At 61.0% G+C, this 18,045-nt stretch carries 19 protein-coding genes and 1 riboswitch; of the genes, 12 read left to right on the top strand and 7 right to left on the bottom strand.

Features of this window, described 5'->3' with window-relative positions; all coding sequences use genetic code 11:
* Positions 1–9 precede the first annotated feature (9 nt).
* The 5 genes from anfG to PHAMO_RS08770 all read left to right on the top strand — a co-directional run bounded on the left by anfG (position 10) and on the right by PHAMO_RS08770 (position 3,676).
* A complete protein-coding gene (gene anfG / locus PHAMO_RS08790; protein ID WP_002728505.1) occupies positions 10–360 on the top strand; it encodes a Fe-only nitrogenase subunit delta in 351 nt (116 codons plus the stop codon).
* Positions 361–373: 13 nt separating this feature from the next.
* Positions 374–1,762 (top strand): Fe-only nitrogenase subunit beta, encoded by a 1,389-nt coding sequence (gene anfK / locus PHAMO_RS08785; RefSeq protein ID WP_002728502.1) that lies wholly within the window; start codon positions 374–376, stop codon positions 1,760–1,762.
* 73 nt (positions 1,763–1,835) lie between these two features.
* Complete coding sequence (anfO, locus tag PHAMO_RS18480; RefSeq protein ID WP_002728500.1) at positions 1,836–2,534, top strand: Fe-only nitrogenase accessory protein AnfO; 699 nt, start codon at positions 1,836–1,838, stop codon at positions 2,532–2,534.
* A gap of 32 nt (positions 2,535–2,566) precedes the next feature.
* Positions 2,567–3,118, top strand: coding sequence for a gamma-glutamylcyclotransferase family protein (locus tag PHAMO_RS08775; protein ID WP_002728498.1), 552 nt, complete (start codon positions 2,567–2,569; stop codon positions 3,116–3,118).
* Between the two features lie 54 nt (positions 3,119–3,172).
* A complete protein-coding gene (locus PHAMO_RS08770; protein ID WP_002728496.1) occupies positions 3,173–3,676 on the top strand; it encodes a pyridoxamine 5'-phosphate oxidase family protein in 504 nt (167 codons plus the stop codon).
* 44 nt (positions 3,677–3,720) lie between these two features.
* On the opposite strand, the gene PHAMO_RS08765 is transcribed toward PHAMO_RS08770, so the two are convergent.
* Positions 3,721–4,569: an NAD(+)--dinitrogen-reductase ADP-D-ribosyltransferase gene (locus PHAMO_RS08765; protein ID WP_002728494.1), complete on the bottom strand. Its 849-nt coding sequence runs from the start codon at positions 4,567–4,569 to the stop codon at positions 3,721–3,723.
* A 43-nt stretch (positions 4,570–4,612) separates the two neighbouring features.
* Complete coding sequence (locus tag PHAMO_RS08760; RefSeq protein ID WP_002728493.1) at positions 4,613–5,308, bottom strand: adenosylcobinamide amidohydrolase; 696 nt, start codon at positions 5,306–5,308, stop codon at positions 4,613–4,615.
* Positions 5,309–5,407: 99 nt separating this feature from the next.
* Positions 5,408–5,614: riboswitch (cobalamin riboswitch) on the top strand.
* A gap of 274 nt (positions 5,615–5,888) precedes the next feature.
* Here PHAMO_RS08760 and PHAMO_RS08755 point away from each other — a divergent pair.
* The 4 genes from PHAMO_RS08755 to PHAMO_RS08740 are packed head-to-tail and all read left to right on the top strand — an operon-like array spanning position 5,889 to position 10,424.
* Positions 5,889–7,871, top strand: a complete 1,983-nt coding sequence (locus tag PHAMO_RS08755; RefSeq protein ID WP_002728489.1) for a TonB-dependent receptor — start codon at positions 5,889–5,891, stop codon at positions 7,869–7,871.
* Positions 7,872–7,882: 11 nt separating this feature from the next.
* The gene (locus PHAMO_RS08750; protein ID WP_002728486.1) at positions 7,883–8,695 is read left to right on the top strand and encodes an ABC transporter substrate-binding protein; all 813 of its coding nucleotides are present in this window, start codon (positions 7,883–7,885) and stop codon (positions 8,693–8,695) included.
* A complete protein-coding gene (locus PHAMO_RS08745) occupies positions 8,692–9,660 on the top strand; it encodes a FecCD family ABC transporter permease (RefSeq protein ID WP_002728485.1) in 969 nt (322 codons plus the stop codon). The genes PHAMO_RS08750 and PHAMO_RS08745 overlap by 4 nt, the downstream gene beginning before the upstream one ends.
* Positions 9,657–10,424 (top strand): ABC transporter ATP-binding protein, encoded by a 768-nt coding sequence (locus tag PHAMO_RS08740; RefSeq protein WP_002728484.1) that lies wholly within the window; start codon positions 9,657–9,659, stop codon positions 10,422–10,424. Before PHAMO_RS08745 ends, PHAMO_RS08740 begins: the two co-directional genes overlap by 4 nt.
* 11 nt (positions 10,425–10,435) lie before the next feature.
* Here the strand turns inward: PHAMO_RS08740 and PHAMO_RS08735 are convergent, their stop codons facing one another.
* The 5 genes from PHAMO_RS08735 to PHAMO_RS08715 all read right to left on the bottom strand — a co-directional run bounded on the left by PHAMO_RS08735 (position 10,436) and on the right by PHAMO_RS08715 (position 13,887).
* Positions 10,436–11,230, bottom strand: coding sequence for an aminotransferase class IV (locus PHAMO_RS08735; RefSeq protein WP_002728483.1), 795 nt, complete (start codon positions 11,228–11,230; stop codon positions 10,436–10,438).
* A gap of 6 nt (positions 11,231–11,236) precedes the next feature.
* Positions 11,237–12,589, bottom strand: coding sequence for an aminodeoxychorismate synthase component I (gene pabB, locus PHAMO_RS08730; RefSeq protein ID WP_002728482.1), 1,353 nt, complete (start codon positions 12,587–12,589; stop codon positions 11,237–11,239).
* A gap of 96 nt (positions 12,590–12,685) precedes the next feature.
* Positions 12,686–13,114: a DUF6691 family protein gene (locus PHAMO_RS08725; RefSeq protein ID WP_002728481.1), complete on the bottom strand. Its 429-nt coding sequence runs from the start codon at positions 13,112–13,114 to the stop codon at positions 12,686–12,688.
* 9 nt (positions 13,115–13,123) lie between these two features.
* Positions 13,124–13,558, bottom strand: a complete 435-nt coding sequence (locus tag PHAMO_RS08720) for a YeeE/YedE family protein (protein WP_002728480.1) — start codon at positions 13,556–13,558, stop codon at positions 13,124–13,126.
* A complete protein-coding gene (locus PHAMO_RS08715; RefSeq protein ID WP_002728479.1) occupies positions 13,555–13,887 on the bottom strand; it encodes an ArsR/SmtB family transcription factor in 333 nt (110 codons plus the stop codon). The genes PHAMO_RS08720 and PHAMO_RS08715 overlap by 4 nt, the downstream gene beginning before the upstream one ends.
* A 127-nt stretch (positions 13,888–14,014) precedes the next feature.
* Between PHAMO_RS08715 and PHAMO_RS08710 the strand changes: the two genes are divergently transcribed.
* From PHAMO_RS08710 to PHAMO_RS08700, 3 genes are all read left to right on the top strand, one after another.
* Complete coding sequence (locus tag PHAMO_RS08710; RefSeq protein ID WP_040566488.1) at positions 14,015–15,670, top strand: FAD-dependent oxidoreductase; 1,656 nt, start codon at positions 14,015–14,017, stop codon at positions 15,668–15,670.
* 141 nt (positions 15,671–15,811) lie between these two features.
* Positions 15,812–16,024: a rubredoxin gene (locus PHAMO_RS18980; RefSeq protein ID WP_002728477.1), complete on the top strand. Its 213-nt coding sequence runs from the start codon at positions 15,812–15,814 to the stop codon at positions 16,022–16,024.
* Positions 16,025–16,039: 15 nt separating this feature from the next.
* Positions 16,040–17,932, top strand: a complete 1,893-nt coding sequence (locus tag PHAMO_RS08700; RefSeq protein ID WP_002728476.1) for a PhoX family protein — start codon at positions 16,040–16,042, stop codon at positions 17,930–17,932.
* Positions 17,933–18,045 lie beyond the last annotated feature (113 nt).

The following is an 18,045-nucleotide window of genomic DNA, read 5'->3' as shown; positions in this document are numbered from 1 at the left end:
AGGACGATCATGGAAGACGTGACAAAGACCAGGGTCGAACAGTTGATCGACTACATTATGAAGAATTGCCTGTGGCAATTCCACTCCCGCAACTGGGACCGCAAGCGTCAGAACGAGAATATCCTCGGCATGACCACCAAGCTGCTGTGCGGCGAGCCGGTGACGCCAGAAACGCCAGAGGACAAGTGCTACTGGGTCGATGCGTTCTGCTTGGCCGAGGCGTATCGCGAACGCCACCCCTGGCTGGCGACGTTGGGCGTCGATCAGATCCGCGAGCTGATGGCCAAACTGCACGAACAGCTCGATTTCCAGACCATCACCGGATCACTCAACGAAGAATTGTCCGATCAGCATTACTAGGAAGGATCTCTCCATGTCCTGTGAACTGAAACTGAAAGAGCGGATCGGCACCATTAACCCGATCTTCACCTGCCAGCCAGCCGGTGCCCAATATGCCAGCATCGGCATCAAGGATTGCATCGGAATCGTGCATGGCGGCCAGGGCTGCGTGATGTTCGTCCGCCTGCTGATCTCGCAGCACCTCAAGGAAAGCTTTGAGATTGCCTCGTCTTCGGTGCACGAGGACGGGGCGGTGTTCGGCGCGCTGAACCGCGTCGAGGAAGCGGTGGACGTGCTGCTGATGCGCTATCCCCACGTCAAGGTGATCCCGATCATCACCACCTGCTCGACCGAGGTGATCGGCGACGATGTTGACGGCGTTGTCACCAAGCTGGAAGAAGAACTGCTTCAGGTGAAATATCCCGACCGCGAGGTCCACCTGATCCCGATCCACACGCCCAGCTTCGTTGGCAGCATGGTCAGCGGCTATGACGTCGCCGTGCGCGATTTCGTCAAATACTTCGCGAAGAAGGATAAACCCAGCTTCAAGATCAATCTGATCACCGGCTGGGTCAATCCTGGCGACGTCACCGAACTGAAGCGCCTGCTGGCCGAAATGCAGATCGAGGCCAACGTCCTGTTCGAGATCGAAAGCTTCGATTCGCCCCTGATGCCCGACAAGAGCGCGGTATCGCACGGTTCGACCACGATCGAGGATTTGATCTCGACCGCCGACGCCCAGGGTACGATCGCACTCAACCGCTATGAGGGCGGAAAGGCGGCCAAGTTCCTGGAAAAGCGCTGGGATGTTCCCGCGATCATCGGCCCGACCCCCATCGGAATCCGCAATACCGATACCTTCCTCCAGAACTTGAAGGCGATGACCGGCAAGCCGATCCCGGACTCTCTGGTGCGCGATCGCGGCATCGCCATCGACGCGATCACCGACCTGACTCACATGTTCCTGGCCGACAAGAAGGTCGCGATCTACGGCAACCCCGATCTGGTGATCGGGCTGGCGGAATTCTGCCTCGACCTCGAAATGAAGCCGGTTCTGCTCTTGTTGGGAGACGAAAACGCCGAATACGAAAACGATCCCAGGATCAAGGCGTTACAGGACAGTGTTGACTTCGATATGGAGATCGTCGCCAACGCCGATCTCTGGGATCTTGAGGATCGCATCAAGAACAAGGGGCTCGAACTCGACCTGATCCTTGGCCATTCCAAAGGCCGCTTCATCGCGATCGACAACATGATCCCGATGGTACGGGTCGGCTTCCCCACCTACGACCGCGCCGGTCTGTTCCGCTATCCCGTGGTTGGCTACAAGGGCGCCACCTGGCTGGCCGAGCAGATGGCCAACGCCCTGTTCACCGACATGGAATACAAAAAGAACAAGGAGTGGATCCTCAACGTCTGGTGATTCTTGTCACGGGGGCGGCGGCCGGGTTCGGTGGCCGCCCCGCCCACTTTCGTAACCAGTCGGGAGGGTCTTGATGAAAATAGCCGCTTGCATCGACGAGGCCGGGACGGTCTCGACACTGGACCGCCCCGGTTCGGTCTGTCTGTTCGGGCGCGAAGCCACGGGATGGGTCGAGCAGGATCGAATTGCCTTCGATCTCGCTGCCCGGCCGACCCTGGCCCTGCGCAAAGAAGCGCTGCGCGACCTTGCCATCCGACTCGGCGATTGCCGGGTTCTACTGGCCGCCGGGGTCACCGGCATCGTGCCCGCCATTCTCCAGGGCGAATTGGGCTTCCGCATCTGGCGGTCCCAAGGCGAATTGACCGAACAGCTCGACCACGTTGCCACCCGCGAGGCCGAAGCGGCGGAAGCCGCCGCAGTGATTGCCGCGCCGGAACTCCCCGCTGGGAGTTGCTGTTCGTCGCGCTGCTCGACCGGCTGTACCCCGGCAACGGACACGGCTGCCAAAATCGATATTGCCCCGGAACAGATCGGCCGCCCCGAAGAGGGACGGCTGAGGATCGATCTGGCCGCCTGTCTGGCAGGAACATCCGGCCTTAATTCACGCGATATTCTCGTTCCGATCTTGACTGGTCCGCCGTTTCGCTCGCTCGAAATCCTGTGCGACCACCCGCCGCGTTGGCTTGCCGAAACCGTGGCCGGGCTTGGCCTGATCGCATCAATCGAAGCCACGCCCAAGTCCGGTATCCGGGTGACCGTTACCCCTCGCTAATCCGTTCCCATAGTCCCGACAGGATCACCGCCATGGCTTACCGACCGACCCGGCTTCGCCTGCTCTATTTCGCCTACAGCGCCGACATGCACCCCGATCAGATCCGCGAGCGTTGCGACGCACCCGAATTGGTTGGCCGCGCCCGCCTCGACGGATACCGGCTGTCTTTTCATGGCCGGTCAAGGGTCTGGGACGGCGGCCAGGAAACAGTGACTCCCGATCCCGGATCCGAGGTTCATGGAATCCTCTATCGCCTGTCGGTTTCCGATTTCGACCGGCTGGATATCTGGCAGGGCGTCCGCATCGACGGTGGCGGGTCATATTTCCACTCGCCAGTCGACGTCATGGATGAACAAGGGCATAGTCACGATGCCTTGATCTACCGCAAGGCCGTGGTGGGTGAACCCGCGCCGCCCAGCCACGATTATCTGCGCCATCTTGTCGCGGCAGCGACGGCGCGGGAACTTTCCCCCGCCTATATTGCCGCTCTGGTGGCGCTTCCATCGCGTCCGGCGGACTACCCTGTCCCGCGCGAGGATCTGACGGCAACAGCCCTGCTTTCCGGCATGAGTTGTGCTTGCTGACCTTATTGCGCCGGTCGAGGCGACCGACCGATTATTGACTATGGAGATGACGACATGACGATCCAAACGGCAGGCAATCCGCACGGCCCGATGCGCCGCAAGGAGCGCGAGATCACCGAACGAGCGGAGATCGACGCGATCCTGGCGTCCGAAAAGGTGATGCACCTTGCCTTGTGCGCCGACAACATGCCGTTCCTGGTTCCGGTGTTTTACGCCTATAACGGCACCGCGCTTTATTTCCATTCCGCCCCGGCGGGGTCGAAGATCGATATCCTGAAGCGCAATGATCGCGTCTGTTTCGAAGTATCGGCCTATTACGGCGTGATCGAGGACGAGCGCGCCTGTGATTTCGAGGCGCATCACCGTACCGTGATCGGCACCGGACGGGCGGTATTCGTCGAGGACGAGGCGGAAAAGGTCGCGGCGCTTGACCAGATCGTCGCCCTTTTCACCAAGACCAACTTCACCTATTCGCCGCGGAAACTCGCCCACACCACGGTCATCCGCATCGATATCGATCAGATCAAGGGCAAAAGCCACGGCTTTCCCAAGACCTGACCGATGAGGTCCGGGGGGCGCCCTCTCTCCCCCCGGACCTAACATCAGAGATAGCCGTGATAGGCGCGCACCTTGTAGCGCCCGCCAATCACCAGGAACTCGCCCTCGCTGTTAAGCGCCCGGTCATCAAGCAATCCGGGGAAGAACAGCAGCTTGACCGTGGGAATCTCGGTCTCCAGAACCCAGTCGCCAAATTCCTCGGCACGTTCCTGAGAACTGCTGAACGACACCAGATTGTTGAGGCGCACCTCGGCAAGGCGACCGGCGATCCGCTCATCAACCCGCTGTCCCGCGAAATCGTTGGTGCCGCGCCAGAGACGAACGAAGCGCGGTCCCGGTTTCTTGAAATGGCGGATGCTCCACTGGCCGTATTCGTACAGCAGATCAATCTGCTGATGGATACAGTTGTTGTGGAAACGAATATCGGTCTTCTCGCGCAGATAGTCTGCCCAGGCCGACGACGGAAAGACCCCCAGCGGTTCTTTGTGGAACACCGGGACGAGGCCGAAACGGCTTTCCACCCATCCCTTCAGCACCGCCGCCTTGGCGCTGTTGGAATCTCCGCCCCAGCCACGGAGCAATTCGAGATAACTGGTGGCTGCGCGTCGGGATTCGGCGGGGCCATCGTCGGGCGCGGGCGGCCCCAGGCCAAAATGGTGTGCCATGTAATGGGCGAACGCAGCCGCCGCCTCGACCTGGGTCGCACACCGTCCAAGAAGCTGAAACAAGCCGGGATGGGTTTCGCGCGTTCCGCATATCGTCAATCGGCGCAACGAGCGGTTGAAAGCAGCCGCCCCCAGAATCTGGGGCGGAATGCCCACCATCGAGGTGCTGTACCATTCTTCCGGGTCTTCAATCGGACGGGTGTCCGGCTCGGGCAACAATGGGTCCACGGAAACGCCCCCTTCCGGTTCGGTCGGTTAACCACCCCCCCCATTACGCCGGACGAATAGACCGCGATAGCGCCAGGGTTTGGGGATTTTCGTGTTCCCACGTCTCGCGGGCAAGACGGGTCGCCTGAAAAACGGCGGTGACGATGGCTTGGCCGATCGGGGTGTGTAACCCGGCGAAGGAATCCGGTTCGCTGGAATCGCTGGCGGGACAGGCGATCACGATGCAGTCTGTCCCAGTGCCGACAATGCGGCCATCCTCCGCCAGCAAAGCGGCGGTGCGAGCCATCGTCGCCATCGACAAGGCTTCCAGCAGCGCCGCCTCGCTCAAGGGACGTGCCACCGCTACCAGCAGGTTGATGGTTCCCACCGGCGTTGCAGTCATGACGTTCCGCGGCACCCCATCGGAACACAGAACCGCGCCGTTGGTCAGCCCCAGCGTCACCAGAGCTTCGGCCTGATCCTCACCGTCTCCGGCCATGGCGCAATGATGACGTCGAATATCCCGCGCCGTCATCAGGCCAAGGGCACCGCCAAGCCCGGCGGCGTCGAGACGACGGTTGAGCAGGTCGATCGGATCGACACCCAACGGCAGATCGGCATCGCAGACCTCTAGCCAGGCGATGGTATCGACTGCTGCAAAACCAGGATGGGTGAGGCTCCACCCCACGGTCCGCCAACGAGATGCAAAGCGAACGATCAGCCAGGGTTGTCGTGTTTCGACAGAGAACAATCGAGACATGACAGGGCGTTTCGCACAGGTAGAGCCTTGATGCAAGCGTTTCGGTAATATCACGTCTTGGACAAAAACCGTCTTGACCAAGGGGAAAGACGGTTTAATCATGCAACTCACACGCTGGTTCCTCGGTTCGCGCCGGGGAGGCAAGAGGGAACACGGTCCGGTTCGCATGCGAACCAAGTCCGAGGCTGTCCCCGCAACTGTGAGCGGCGAGCCCGCGTCCATCATAGCCACTGGGAAACTGGGAAGGCTGGGCGCTTTGGGCATTGACCCGCAAGCCAGGAGACCTGCCAGCGCTGTCACCCAACCGATGGGCGGTGGACCCATACGGAGCGGCATTTCGCAGCGGTGACGTCAACGCCGAGACGAAGGCCGTGTGGGGGGATCTCCCTTTTCACGACACTCGATTTATTCCGCATGTGCCCCGTGATCGGACATCCCGGAGAGCGACATACGGACGAGAAGACTGGGGAAGCAATGGCGGACCATGACAGGGCCGTCATCACGCTCGGGGCTTCGGATCGGTTTCTGTTTTTCTTGCGCTGGCGGATCAGCCGAAGCGCAAACGGGGGAGCGTGACCGAATGAAGTGTTTTGAACAGCCGAATCATAGGAAAGCACAAGCTTTTGCATTCCTGTCGGCTCTGGTGGCATTGGGCGGCAGCGACGTGGCGCGGGCCGACGACGCAGGAAGCGCGCTCCCGGAAACCCTGGTTACCGCCAGTCGCTTCGGTGAAGGAATCACCGGCGCCTCAACCACGGTAATCTCCACCGAAGAGATTGAACGGTCGCCCGGACAGACTCTGGTGGAAATTCTCGACCGCGTTCCCGGCATTCAGGTGCGGTCGATGTATGGCGGAGTCAATGGATTCGACGCCAACATCGATTTGCGTGGATTTGGTTCAACCGCGTCTTCCAACACCCTAATTTTATTGAATGGACGTCGCCTTAACGACAACGATTCGTCGTCGATCGATCTCGGTGCCATCAACCGCGCCAACATCGAGCGAATCGAAATCATCCGTGGCAATGCCGGAGCGGTGTTGTACGGCGACGGCGCGGTCGGCGGTGTCATCAACATCATCACCAAGAACGCCGCCAATACCCCGGACTCGTTCTCGGCCGAAGCCGGAATAGGTTCGCTCGGCTATCGTCAGGGAACGCTCACCGCGACCCGCAGGGTGGGGGCAACCGCCTTGTCGTTGTCCGGCAGCCAAACGACCTCCGATGGCTTCCGCGAAAACAACAAGACAAAACAGCGCAACGTGATGGGAGAGGTGCGCCATACTCTCGATGGCGGCGAGGTTTACCTCAACATCTCGGCCGACGATTCCGAGATTGGCTATCCCGGTTCGGTCTCCCTGGCGCAAATAGCGCGCGGCGGATGGCGGGGAACCTCTCATCCCAACGATTATGGAGACAAGCAGGCGGTTAATCTCGCCCTGGGCGGCACTGTCGATCTGGCTTCGAATGTCGAACTGGTGATCGATGGCGGATTGCGCCACAAGGATCAGCAGGCTTTGTTCTCCAGCGGGTATATGGATACGTCCTTTACCACGATCTCGCTGACGCCTCGCCTCAATGCCGAAACCCAACTCGCCGGTTTGCCGAACCGCCTGACCACCGGCATCGATTTTTATGAAAACCTATACGATTCCGACCGGTCAGTTCAGATCGGCAGCAAACCTTACGACCGCTATCATCTCCAGCAGCGCACCGTAGCCCTGTACGGCCAGGATACCGTTGCGGTGCGACCCGATACCGATGTCTCGTTCGGCGCTCGAATCGTGCATATGGCGGTGTCGGCGGTGCAGCGCAGCAGCGCGCCCGGCACGCCCTACGATGGAGACGACATCAATTACGCCGCTCATCTCGGGATCGAGCATCGCTTCGATGACAATCTCGCCATATTCGGTCGGCTCGGCCGCAGCTTACGCCTGCCCAACGTCGATGAGCGGGTTGGCATGGGCTATCCGACACGGTTTACCCTCAAGCCGCAGACTTCGCAGGATGTCGAAACCGGACTGCGCGGCCGATATGGCCGGTTGGGATGGCAGAGCTCTGTGTTCCTGATGAATCTCCACAATGAGCTGCATGCCGACCCGGAAAGCTGGGTCAATCGCAATCTCGAACCGACCCGTCGCTATGGCTCGGAGAATAGTGTATCCCTGCGGGTAACCGACACTGTACGGCTTAAAGGCGGACTGTCTTATACCAAAGCGGTGTTCCGTGAAGGACCGTTCAAAGGCAACGACGTGCCGTTGGTCGCCAACTGGACTGGTTCAGCCGGGGTATCGTGGGATGCCTGGGAAAAATACGCCGTGGTCGATCTCGATGCCCGTTATGTCGGAAGCCGACGCGCCGATGGCGATGAAGCCAATACGTTCGAGACGATCGATCCTCATACCCTGGTCGATCTGCGCATCGGCGGCGAGATCGCTCCGGCAACGTGGTCTTTCTCGATACAGAATCTCTTCGACCAACACTATTACGACTATACGTACCTGTCTTCGACCTATCCCATGCCGGGACGGACGATGATCGGCCGTCTGGGGGTCAAATTCTGATACACAACCGGATGATCCGCCGACAGGCATTCGCCCTGTCGGCCTTCCTGCTCGCCGCCGTTTCGGCGACGGCGGCGGAATCGCCACGGCGGATCGTCTCGGCGAACCTGTGCGCCGATCGGCTGACACTGGCCTTGGCCGAACCCGGCCGAGTCGTCGCTGTCAGTCCGATGGCGGCAGATCCCACAGTTTCAACGGTGGCTGCTACTGCGGCGAATCTGGCGGTCACCCGCGCACAAGTCGAAGATATTGTCGCCTTTCACCCTGATTTGGTGGTTCTCGGAGCCTTCAACGCTCCCGCCACCGGTCAGATGCTCGAATCGCTGAATATTCGGGTGCACCGGGTGGGAACCGCTGAAAGTCTCGTCGCCGTGCAGACCGAGATTCGCGCTCTGGCCGCAATCCTGGGCGAGTCGGACCGAGGGGAAGCGATGATCGCGGCGATGTTGGCGCGACTGGCGCAATTGCCACGGTTCGATCATCGCGTCGCCGCGGCGGTTTATCAGGCGGGGGGATGGAGCGCTGGACGCGACACCCTGGCCGACGAATTGTTCAACCGGATCGGCCTCGTCAATATCACTGCGGCCGAAGGGCGGCGCGGTTTTACCACCTTGCCGCTGGAAACCCTGGTGGCGGCGGCACCCGATTTAATTGTGATCGAATCGATGGGAGAGGAAAAGCCGTCTCTAGCCGGTGCATTGCTGCACCATCCCGCTCTAACCCTGCGCGGCACTCAAATGGTTACCGTACCGATGCGGTTATGGGCCTGCCCGGATGCCGCCTTGGTCGAAGCGGCGGCGCTGATTGCGGCATCAGTGCCATGATCCGCCCTGCTCCCGAACCGATCCTGGTCCTGTTGCTGGCGCTTCTGGCGGTCGTCTCGGTCTCGCTCGGCACGACCGCGCTGATGCCATGGGACGTCTTCTCCGCCAATCCAGACCGCGCCGCGCTGGCGCGCCTTGTGATCGTTGAAATCCGCTTGCCGCGCACCCTTCTGGCCGTGCTAACCGGAGGCTCTCTTGGGCTGGCCGGTGCGGTTCTGCAAGGATTACTGCGCAACCCACTCGCCGACCCCGGAGTGATTGGGGTGTCGGCGATGGCGTCGCTCGGCTCGGTTCTGGCGTTCTATTTCGGGCTGTGGTCGGTGGCCGCAGGCGGCATTTGTGGCGGGTTACTGGCAGCCGTACTGTTGGTAATGCTGGCCGGACGGCGAACAGGCACCCTGACGCTGTTGCTGGCCGGAGTCGCGCTGTCGAGCTTCGCCGTGGCCTTGACCGCCCTGGCGTTGAATCTTGCTCCGTCGCCGCTGGCTGCCTACGAAATCATGTTCTGGCTGCTGGGGTCGGTGGCCGATCGCTCGTGGTCGCAGGTCCGTCTTGTCGCGCCGCTGATTCTGCTCGGCTGGGGCCTGTTGCTCGCGACCCGGCGCGGTCTCTCGGCCTTGGCGTTAGGCGAGGATGTCGCTCAGTCGCTCGGGGTCAATCTGATCCGATTACGCGGTCTCGCCGTTTTCGGCACCGCCTGCTGCGTCGGCGCGGCAGTGGCTGTAACAGGTAGCATCGGATTCGTCGGTCTGGTGGTCCCGCATCTGCTGCGCGGTTGGGTCGGCCATGATTCCGGTCGATTGCTTGCCGTCAGCGCCCTTGGCGGCGCAACATTGTTGCTGGCCGCCGATTTGGTGGTGCGGATGATCGCCACCGGGCCAGAACTCAAACTCGGCGTTGCCACCGCCTTGGTCGGAGCACCGTTCTTCCTGTGGCAGGTAATGCGGATGCGGGGGCCGTCATGACCACATTGGAGTGGCGAGGAATCTGCCTTGATCGGGGAGGACAGCGAGTTCTCGACCAGATCGATCTGAGCCTGACATCGGGTGAATTGCTTGGCATCGTTGGCCCCAATGGAGCTGGCAAGAGCGCCTTGCTGCGCTGTGCCGCAGGGCTTGACCGCCCGGCTACCGGCGAAGTTCGGCTTGACGGCCAGGGACTGACTTCGTTGACAGCGGGATCACGGGCGCGCCGTCTGGCCTATTTGCCTCAGAGCGCCGAAGCAGCATGGCCGATCCCGGTTCGGGCCGCCGTGGCGTTGGGGCGACTGCCGCATGGTGGCTGCGCCACGGATCAAGCCGCGATCACGCGGGCGCTTGAGGCGGTGGAGATGTCCCGGTTCTCCGAACGGCCGCTGAGTACATTATCGGGAGGAGAACGCGCCCTGGTTCTTCTGGCCCGCGCCTTGGCGGTCGAGGCCGACATCCTGTTGCTCGACGAACCGTGTGCCGCACTCGACCCCCACCATCAACTCGCGGTTCTTGAGCTGTTGCGGCGACAGGCCGAGGCAGGATGCGCGGTTGGTCTGGTCCTGCACGATTTGTCGCTGGCGGCACGGTTCTGCCATCGGATTGTGCTGTTGGCGGAGGGCCGCACTCTTGCTGTCGGCCCACCGGAAACGGCCCTGTCCGATGCGATGCTGGCCCAGGCTTACGCCATTCGCGGGCATCGTGTTCTGGTCGAGGGGAAGTGGCTTCTGGTGCCATGGGAACGGCTGCCGTCGGAATAGCTCCCCTGCGATTACCCTTCGCAAGCCGTCCGTAAGGCGGCAACCAGCGCCTCGCACGAAACAACGCTCTCTCCGTCGAGCGCGATCACCGGACGCACCCCCAGACTGTTGACGAGAACGATGGCCTTGGCCCGACGCAGATCGTCGAGAGGGATCTCTCGTTCGCTCCCGATCCCTGCGGCCAGGACAAGAGAACGACCAATGCCGGGCAAGACCCCCTCGGCGACGGGCGGTGTCACGACCTGACCGTCGATCCGAGCGAACAGAGTGGCGATGGTGGTGTCGGTCACGCGGCCCTGACCATTCAGCAGCAGCGCATCGTCCGCCCCCCGATCGGCCGCCTCCTGTCGTGCCAGGATGTTATCGAGATAGTTCAAACTTTTCAGCCGGGATAACGGCGAGTGCTCGTTACGGCGGGTCACCGTCGCGACGATCAGGCGGGTCGGACCAGCAGGTGGCGCGGCGGCGGCCGCGCTCATCAGCAACGTCGGCGTGGGCTGGGCCGGAGGCAGCAATCCGCGTGGCGCTGGACCACGGGTCAGGGTCAACCGCAAGGTTGCCTCGGTCAGCCCCAGAGCCGCGAGCAGATCGACGATCCCCTGCCCTATCGTGTCCGCATCGTAGGGGAGCGGCATCCTCAACACCCGACAGCCCTGGACCAGCCGGTCGAGATGCTGGCCAAGATGGCGGGGATGCCCCTTGACGATCCGTATCGTCTCGAACAGCCCGTCGCCCAAGGTAAAGCCGCGATCCGAGGGATCGAGCCTCGGCTCGGCAATCAGGGTTCCGTTTAACCAGACAATCATGTCTCTTCACTCCCCCGCCAAGGCCGCCAGAGCCGGAGCCACCTTGGTCATCATCTCGGCATACTCGGCCTCGGGATCGGATTCAGCGACGATCCCGCCCCCGGCCTGGGCGATCACCTGATTGCGGGTCAGCGTCACAGCGCGGATGACGATACTGGTATCCATCGCCCTGTCGAAACCGATCCAGCCGACCGCCCCGCAATAAGGACCGCGTGGCCCCGGTTCCAATTCGTCGATGATCTCCATCGCCCGCACCTTTGGCGCTCCGGTGATCGAGCCGCCAGGGAACGTCGCCCGCAATAAATCCACCGGGCCGAGGTCGGCGCGCAGACGCCCCTCGACCACCGAGACCAGATGATGGACGGTGGCATGGCTTTCCAAGGCGCGCAAGGATGGAACCTTGACGCTGCCAATGACAGAGACGCGGCCAATATCGTTACGCAGCAGATCGGCGATCATCAGATTTTCCGCCCGGTCTTTTTCGCTGGCCACCAGTTCCGCCGCCAGAGCCGCGTCCTCGCCGGGATCGGCACTGCGCCGCCGCGTTCCCTTGATCGGTCGGGCTTCTATGCGCCCAGAGCAATCGAGCGAGAGGAAGCGCTCCGGCGAGGCGCTGACCAGAGTCAGATCGTCGCCAATATGGACAAAAGCAGCAAATGGAGCCGGGTTCAGCGATTTGAGCCGACGATAAAGGTCGAACGGTCGCAAGGATTTCGGACGGAGAGCCAGGAAACGAAGGGTGAAATTGACCTGGAACACCTCGCCTGCCCCGATCAACTCGACGATCCGCCGAACCCGGTCGAGATACGCATCGCGATCGAGTTCGGGCCGAAGGCGGAGAAACGGTCCCGGCACGATAGAGGGCAGCGGCGGCGCGACGGCAAGGACAGCGGCCAGGGCTTCGGCGCGCATCCATGCTTCGGGCCGGGCCGCAACGACATAGGCCCGCCGGGCCTGGCGGTCAAACCCGGCCACAACATCATAGAAACCGACCGCCATTTCGGTCTGTCCGACGGTATGACGAACAGGAGCGCGTTCGATATGCCGCCCCAGCTCATAGCCGAACATTCCGACCGCTCCACCGGCAAAGGGTAACGGTAACGCCTCGGTGCTGGGAGGGACAGCCGCCAACTCCGACGCCAGGATGGCGAACGGGTCGGTTCCCGTCACCGTCTGACCATCGATTCGAACCCCGTCGCTATCGCAAATGAGGGTGCGATACGGATTGACGGCGATATAGGCGTATCGGCCCAAATTCGGATCGTCGCCTCCGCTGTCGAGCAACATTGACCAAGGAGTTTCTGCCCAGCGAGAAAACGCCGTGACGGGATCGATATAGGGAATTTCGAGAAACGACATGACGTCCAAAAGCCGAGAATACGCCGCCCTTCTGATAGCATGAATCGATCAGGCTAAGTCGGCCCGCAGACGATGAGCGCGGCCGCCAATCGTTCCTTATGGTCGCGGGGATGCGATCAGCCGGGAAACGGCCTCATAAATGAACATGCCGACCAGCAGGGCCAGCACAAAGACAGCCCCCTTCATCGCACCAAAGCCGAGTAAAACAAACCCCGGACCGGGGCAGATTCCAGCCAGACCCCAACCGACGCCAAAAAGAGCACTCCCGCCGACAAGGCGCAAATCGATCTGCTTAAGCAGCGGAATTTGCATGGGCTTCCCCAGGAATGAAACGTTCCGGCGCCCACCGACTCGGAAGGCGACGAATCCGACCGCGATCGCGCCCCCCATGACGAACATCAGCGAAGGATCCCAGCTTCCGGCGATATCGAGAAAGCTGAGAACCTTAACCGGATCCCCCATACCGGAAACAATCAATCCCAACCCGAAGATCAGCCCGATAGAAAACGACAGTAAAATAATCATGCGCGTTTCTCACGGAAGCAGATGACGAACGGCAAAGACGGTAAGAAAGCCCGTGCCCATGAAGGTTGCCGTCGCGACGACCGAACGGGGCGACAGCCGCGACAGCCCGCATACGCCGTGACCGCTCGTGCAACCAGACCCCAATCGCGAGCCAAAACCCACCAGGATTCCGGCCAGGATGATGGATAGCCAGCTCGAATCGATGTGGATCTCTGGCAATTCCGCAAACAGCCGATAGACCAGCGGAGCGAGGCTTATCCCCAGGATAAAGGCAAGACGCCACATGGCGTCGCCTGCATTACGAGGGCGCAGCAATCCGCCCACGATGCCGCTAATGCCGGCGATACGCCCCATCAGAAGAAGCATCATGGCAACCGACAAGCCGATCAGCAGACCGCCAGCAGCGGCCGAAATTGGCGTGAAATGGCTCCAGTCGATACTCATGGTGTTTCCATTTTTTCAGAGCAATACAGATCAAAGAGCGTTCCAAGAAGAACCAAAACTTTTTGATTTTTTACGGAATAATAAATGCGCTTCCCCTCGCGTCGGGTATCGACAAGCCCATCTGCACGCAGCACGCCGAGTTGCTGCGATAGTGTAGGCTGGTGAATATCGAGCAACGCTTCGAGCTCACCCACGGATTTCTCGCCTTTGCAGAGCTGACAAAGCAGCAACAGCCTTGTCTCGTTGGCGAGTGCGAACAAGGTTGCCGTGGCTTCGGCAGCCGCGGCGCGCATCGTCTCAATGCTTGGTACGGGGCGTACTTGCTCCATAAGATCTCCATTTTATATCAAAAAACATTATATTGATCGACATACCGTTTTGCAATAGGGTTGACACCAAGGTCGCCATCGCGACCCCTGGATCGACCCTAAATTGGAGCTTTGCCCCGTGGAGCACATGAACATCCTCGTCATCGGTGGTGTCGCCGCCGGTGCCTCCTTCGCTGCGCGGGCACGCCGCCTAGCGGAGTCGGCTCATATAACGATTATCGAACGCGGCCCTGACGTTTCATTCGCCAATTGCGGACTGCCGTACCACATCGGCGGCGAAATTCCGAAGCGTGACGTGCTCGCGGTTCAGTCTGCGGCCTCGCTGAAGGGGCTGCTTAATCTGGACGTGCGCGTCAGTACCGAGGCGGTGGCGATCGACCGCGGCAACAAGCGGGTCGAAGTCAAAAATCTCGATACAGGCCGGAGCGAATATATATCCTACGACAAGCTGATGCTGGCCCCAGGAGCGTCACCTCTACGCCCGCCCCTTCCAGGCATTGATGACCCCCGTATCTTCACGCTGCGCAATCTACAGGACATGGATCGGATCGTCACCGCGACCGAGACCGGCATGCGCGCCGTCGTCATCGGTGCCGGGTTCATCGGGCTGGAAATGACCGAGCAGCTTCACCGCAAAGGACTCTCGGTGCAACTCGTCGAGCTGCAAACGCAGGTCATACCGCCACTCGACGCACCAATGGCGGCCCTCGTCGAGAGCGAACTGCGCGGTCATGACATCAGTCTTCACCTTGGCGATGGCATTGTCCGCTTCGAAAACGAAGAGACCCATGTGAGTTGCCATCTTAGCTCGGGCAAGTGTCTTGACGCCGACGTCGTTATCCTTTCCATCGGCGTCAGACCCGACAGCGAACTTGCCAGGGCCGCAGGACTGGAACTCGGCGCAAGAGGACATATTATCGTCGATCCGTTCCAGCGCACCTCCGATCCCGACATCTATGCGGCTGGCGACGCAGTGGAAACGATCGACCGCATCGTCAACAGCAAGACCGCCGTTCCGATGGGTGGTCCAGCCAACCGCCAGGGACGGGTGGCGGCCGACCATATCTTTATGCCGGGAAAAGCCCGCCCATACCCCGGCTCGGTTGGAACCGGGATCGTGCGTGCCTTCGAGGTGGTCGTTGGCATCACAGGCTGGAGCGAGAAGCGTCTCGCCGCCGCCGGTCTTCCGTATGAAACGGTGTCAGTCAACGACAGTCACCATGCGTCGTACTATCCTGGCGCCAAGCCGATGACGCTGAAGATTATCTGGGAGCCGGAAAGCGGCCGTCTCCTCGGTGCACAGGTCAGCGGCTTTGAAGGAATCGACAAGCGACTGGATGTGCTATCCACCGCGATTATCGCCGGTATGACGGTCGAAGACCTGTGCCATCTTGAGCTGGCTTATGCGCCGCCGTTCGGCTCGGCCAAGGATATCGTCAACCTGGCTGGCTTTGCCGCCTGCAACCGTCGCGACGGACTCGTTCATCACACCAGTGAACTGCCCACGGACCCGCAGACACAGATCGTCGATGTTCGCGGCAAGGCGTTGTCGGAGGCTTACCCGGTTCCGGGCAAAGTCATCAACATCCCGTTTCCCACTTTGCGCGCCAACCTCGACAAACTGGACAAAACCCGTCCGGTTTTGACCGTCTGCGCATTTGGTAAGATGAGCTATTTCGCCGCACGTGTGCTGATGCAGCACGGCTTCACCGTCGCGAGCTTTAGTGGCGGATTGAAAGCCAATGTCGATCCGCGCACACCGGGTAAATTGCCGACGTCATAAAGGTAAAAACGGCTCACGCAAGATACAGACCGGCCAACGGGTCAAATCCAGGGTTGGCCGGTAAATACCATCGCTCTTGCGTGCACGATATTTCATCGAAACGCAATCTCACTGAATAGAAGACAACGCTATATTCGCGGCATGAGTGAGACAGCCTTGCCCCTTGCTCCAGCCGTGGCACGCGACCCTGACGGCGCACTGGCGCTGTGGGTCTGCAATCGTTGCGGCCATGTTTATTCCCCCGGCGAGGGCGAACCGCTTCAAGACATACCGCCCGGCGTGCCGTTCGAGCATTTGCCCGAAGACTGGCTGTGCCCACATTGCGGCGCCCCGCATTCGCTCTTCATCCACTGACGGAGTCCTTAATCGATGTCCGCACGATCGACCACTCCCACTCTGTCGGAGCTGATCGCCACCCGCCTGTCGCGACGTGAGGTCATCGGCGGCCTTCTCGCGGGCACAGCGCTTGCCGCGATTCCCGGTGCCGCATTTGCAGATCGGTCGCACGACCCTTCGACGCTCAAATTTGCCCAGCCGCCCCACACGATCGGCCAGGATCAAGCGGTATCGCCCGGTCACGCCGCTCAGATCCTGGTGCGCTGGGGCGACCCGATCCAACCGGGGTTGGAGCCGTTCGACCCTCGCACTTTCAACGCGGCCGAACAGGAAAAGCGGTTCGGCTACAACAATGACTTTCTGGCGTTTCTGCCCCTGCCAGTCGGGTCGCAGACCTCCAACCATGGCCTCCTGTGCGCCAATTTCGAATACACCAACCCTGAACTGATGTTCCCCGGCTTGGGTATTAAGACCAAGCTTGAGACGATGACCCGCGAACAGGTCGATACCGAGATCGCCGCCCACGGCCACGGAATCGTCGAAATCCGCCGCGAGGGGGACATCTGGCATGTCGTCGAGGCTAGTCCGTTCAACCGTCGCCTGTCGGCGCTGTCAACTCCGATCGCTGTCTCCGGTCCGGCCGCCGGCCATCCCCGCCTGCGCACCGCGGCCGACCCCGAAGGCCGCACCGTCATCGGAACCCTCAATAATTGTTCTGGCGGCGTGACGCCCTGGGGAACGGTGCTGATCGCCGAGGAGAACTTCGATACCTATTTCGGAGGCGATCCGAAAAAAACTTCGGAGGCGGGCAACTATGCCCGGATAGGACTCAAGGGAAAGAGCCGCTACGCCTGGTCACGCTTCCATGACCGCTTCAATGTGGATAAAGAACCAAACGAGCCAAACCGCTTTGGCTGGGTGATCGAGGTCGATCCTTACGATCCCACCTTCACTCCGGTCAAACGGACTGCGCTCGGCCGCTTCAAACACGAGGCCGCAACCGTCGTCGTCACCCCGGACCGCAAAGTGGTCGTCTATACCGGTGACGATGAGGCATTCGAATACCTCTACCGTTTTGTCGCGGCCCGCAAGTTTGATCCGGCCCACCGTCAGGCCAATTTCGGTCTGCTCGATGATGGAACCTTGTCGGTCGCCCGCTTCGACGACGAGGGCGGATTGGTTTGGTTACCCATGGTGTGGGGTCAGGGGCCGCTGATCCCGGCCAATGGCTTTCACTCGCAAGCCGATGTGGTGATCGAGGCACGGCGTGCCGCCGACCTGCTTGGTGCCACGCCCATGGACCGGCCAGAGGATGTTGAAACCAGCCCCCTCACCGGCAAGGTCTACATGGTGCTCACCAACAACACCAAGCGGCCCCCCGAAAAGGTCAACCGGGCCAATCCGCGTTCCGACAACCGTCATGGACACATCCTGGAGCTGATCCCGCCGGGGGCAGGCAAACCTGGAACCGCACATCACGATGCCGACCGTTTCCGCTGGTCGGTTCTGTTGCTGGCCGGAACCGAACAGGACGGTGCCCGCTATCATCCGAAAAACCAGCAATATGGCCAGTGGCTATCCTGTCCCGACAACATCACCTTCGACAATAAGGGACGATTGTGGATCGCCACGGACCAAGGCTCGGCCCAGGCGAATCACGACATCCCGGACGGACTCTATGCCTGCGATCTGGAGGGCGAAGGCCGTGCCCTGGTCAAGTTTTTCTACGCCGTGCCGAAGGACGCCGAAATGTGCGGACCTTGCTTTACCCCGGATGGCACCACCTTGTTCGTGGCGGTCCAGCATCCGGGCGAAGATTCAACATTCGACGCTCCCAGCACCCGCTGGCCAGATTTCCGAGACGACATGCCACCCCGCCCGTCCGTCGTGGCGATCCGCCGCCATGACGGACGTCCGATCGGCTGACCGAGTGTTCTAGAGCCGATTTCGTTCAATCGAAACTCGCCGGAATCAAGTATGGCGACGAGTGAAGGCTCGTCGCCATGACCGGAAGCTCCTTCAAAGAAAGGAGTTCGATT

It is taken from the genome of Magnetospirillum molischianum DSM 120, from assembly GCF_000294655.1.
In the GTDB taxonomy this organism is placed as follows: Bacteria; Pseudomonadota; Alphaproteobacteria; order Rhodospirillales; family Magnetospirillaceae; genus Phaeospirillum; species Phaeospirillum molischianum.
The sequence above is the reverse complement of the archived record's forward strand: the minus strand, read 5'-3'. Positions and strand labels throughout refer to the sequence as shown.